This is a genomic window from Mesorhizobium sp. M7D.F.Ca.US.004.03.1.1 (assembly GCF_003998635.1).
Lineage (GTDB): Bacteria > Pseudomonadota > Alphaproteobacteria > Rhizobiales > Rhizobiaceae > Mesorhizobium > Mesorhizobium loti.
On sequence record NZ_RZQG01000763.1, the window covers coordinates 1 to 2,888 of the forward strand.

Sequence of the window (2,888 nt, forward strand, 5' to 3'; positions counted from 1 at the left end):
GGCTGGTGGTGCTGATTGCGCTTGGCGATGCGGAGCGCGCCGAGCGCAATCAGCACCACCAGCCGCCGCGAGACGGCACCGTCATGCATGATCCGGTCGCTGGTGAGCGTGTCCATCGATCACCTCAGCTCAGCGGCTTTTCGCCGATTGTCAGCGCGACATCGCGCTGTTCGCCGCCGCGCACCACGCCCAGCGTCACCGAAGCGCCGGCGCTGTCGGGTCCAAGCCTGCGGATCAGGTCGCGCGGACCATGCACGGCCTCGCCGTTCCACGCCATGATGATGTCGCCAAGTGAGAGACCGGCGGCCTTGGCGGGACCATCGTCGTCGAGGCTCATCACCATCGCGCCCTGCGCATCGCGATCGCGTACCGGATGCAGGCCGGCGCCGAGATAACCGCGCGCGACATGGCCTTTCTCACGCAGGGTCGCGACCGCCCGCTCGATCGTCTCGTAAGGCATGACCAGCGCCCGGTGGCGCGGTCCGAACAACAGCATGCCGATCAGTGCGCCCTTGGCATCGAGCACCGGACCGCCTTCGAAACGGCCGCCGGCGCCGACGGCAAGATTGATGCGCCGGTCGATGGTGCCGCCGCGCATCGAGCGCCAGGCCGGACCGACTTCGCCGACCGAACCCGACACGGCCAGAGCCGAGCCCTGGCTGTTGCCGATGGCGATGGCGATGTTGCCCGGCCGCACTGCATCGGCCATGGCCAACGGCACGGCGCTGACGGCCCCCGCCGGCTTCAGCAGGGCAACGCCGGTCGACGGATCGCGGCCGATCAGTTCGGCCTTCACGGTCTCGCCCGAGGCCAGCACCAGCTCGATCTCCTCGCCGGCCTCGACGGCCTCTTCGGCGGTGACGAAATAGCCGTCACGCCAGTGAAAGGCGCTTGCCGTGCGGTGATGATGCGTGGCGAAACTCGCCGTTGCCGGAGCCGCTTGTGCCGCGAGATCGGCGATGGCGTCGGAAAATGCATTCAGATTGAAGTCGCTCATGAATATCTCCTGGGTTCATCCATGCCCCAGATATCGCTCGACAGCGCGCCCGGAGGTACTCGCCTGACGGCTAGTTGCTGGTTTGACTGGCCATCTGGTCAGGTCGCGACGGTTCGGCCCGCTCCGCACATATAGTCATCCTTTCGCCTGAAAACACGGAGCCTGATCATGGCCCTCGCCGCCACCAAATTCCAAACTGATGACACGTTGCTCGACGCCTATTCGACGACCGTTGCAGACGCCGTCGACCGCATCGGCCCGGCCGTCTGCCGCATCGAGCGCGTCGGCGGTCAGGGCGGCCATGGTTCGGGCTTCGTCATCGCGCCGGACGGGCTGGTGGTCACCAACTTCCATGTCGTCGGCGACGCCAGGACGGTACGCGTCTCGATGCCGGACGGGTCGTCCAGCGAAGGCCGCGTGCTGGGCCGCGACCCCGACACCGACATCGCGCTGGTGCGCGCCGATGGCAGCTTTGCCGACGTCGCGCCGCTGGGCGATTCCAAGCGGCTGCGGCGCGGCCAGATCGCCATTGCCATCGGCAATCCGCTCGGCTTCGAATGGACCGTCACCTCTGGCGTCGTCTCGGCGCTTGGCCGCTCTATGCGCGCCTCCACCGGCCGGCTGATCGACGACGTCATCCAGACCGACGCGGCGCTCAACCCCGGCAATTCCGGCGGGCCGCTGGTGTCGTCGGCGGGCGAGGTCATTGGCGTCAACACCGCCATGATCCACGGCGCGCAAGGCATCGCTTTCGCGGTCGCCTCCAACACCGCCAACTTCGTCATTTCGGAGATCATCCGCTTCGGCCGCGTGCGCCGCGCCTTCATCGGCGTCTCGGCCGACACCACCAATCTGCCGCGCCGCGCGGCCTTGTTATCGCAGGTCTCGACCAGCACCGCAGTGCGGCTGCGCAGCGTCGAGAAGGATGGCCCGGCGGCCAAGGCCGGCCTGAAGGAAGGCGACATCATCGCCGCCATCGACGGCCGTCCTGTCACCGGCGTCGACGACCTCGTGCGCATGCTCGACGCCGAACGCATCGGCCGCGAGACGCTGTGCACCGTCGTGCGCCGCACCGGCGTCAGCCAGGTGACGGTGACGCCGGTGGCAAGGGCTGGCTGAGGCGGGCGCTCAGGCTCCCGCCGCTCCCTCTGCATACTGCGCCAGAAACGCCTCGCTCGGCGGGATCGGCTTGATGACGTCGATCAGCACGCCATTGGGGTCTTTGGTGATGAAATGGCGCTGGCCGAAGGGCTCGTCGCGCAGCGAACGCAGGATCGGCAAGCCGGCAGCGACGACACGCTTATAGACCGCGTCCGGGTCGCGAACCTCGAAATTGATCAGCAGGCCCGAGGTGCGGCCCCGCCCCTCTTCCGGGATAGTCTCATGGTCGCCCTGGACGATGCCCAGATTGACGCGTTTGTTGTCCACCGATTGCAGATGCACATACCAGTCGCTCGTAAACAGCGGCTGGAAACCGAAATGCTCGACATAGAACGCCGTCGTGCCGGCGACGTCGCCCGTCATCAGCACCGGGTAGTAGCTCGTGGTCTTCATCTTTCCTTCTCCCGTCAATTAACATACAGTCTGCATGTAGATTGAATTAACATACAGGCTGCATGTATGCAACAGGAAACCACACGCCGTTCCAACCGCGACCGCACCGAAGCGACGCGCGCCGACCTGATTGCCGCGGCACGAAAGCTGTTTACGGAAAAATCCTATGCCGAGACCGGCACGCCGGAGATCGCTGCCGCCGCCGGCGTGACGCGCGGTGCGCTCTATCACCATTTTGCCGACAAGCAGGCGCTGTTTGCAGCCGTGGTCGAGCAGGAGGCGGCAGCGGTCGCCGAAGAGATCGAGCGCGCCTCGCCGCCCTCGCTCGATGCGCGCG

4 protein-coding genes are annotated in these 2,888 nt (G+C 66.5%); 2 read left to right on the forward strand and 2 right to left on the reverse strand.

What is annotated here, in order from left to right; genetic code table 11:
• Positions 1–124: 124 nt before the first annotated feature.
• Complete coding sequence (locus tag EN935_RS29400; protein WP_109660063.1) at positions 125–997, reverse strand: S1C family serine protease; 873 nt, start codon at positions 995–997, stop codon at positions 125–127.
• A gap of 168 nt (positions 998–1,165) precedes the next feature.
• Between EN935_RS29400 and EN935_RS29405 the strand changes: the two genes are divergently transcribed.
• Positions 1,166–2,116 carry a trypsin-like peptidase domain-containing protein gene (locus EN935_RS29405; protein WP_109660060.1) on the forward strand — a complete coding sequence of 317 codons (951 nt, stop codon included), beginning with the start codon at positions 1,166–1,168 and terminating at the stop codon, positions 2,114–2,116.
• 9 nt (positions 2,117–2,125) lie between these two features.
• On the opposite strand, the gene EN935_RS29410 is transcribed toward EN935_RS29405, so the two are convergent.
• Positions 2,126–2,551: a VOC family protein gene (locus EN935_RS29410; protein WP_109660058.1), complete on the reverse strand. Its 426-nt coding sequence runs from the start codon at positions 2,549–2,551 to the stop codon at positions 2,126–2,128.
• Between the two features lie 66 nt (positions 2,552–2,617).
• Between EN935_RS29410 and EN935_RS29415 the strand changes: the two genes are divergently transcribed.
• On the forward strand, positions 2,618–2,888 hold a 271-nt coding region (locus EN935_RS29415), incomplete at its 3' end, for a helix-turn-helix domain-containing protein (RefSeq protein WP_164771423.1).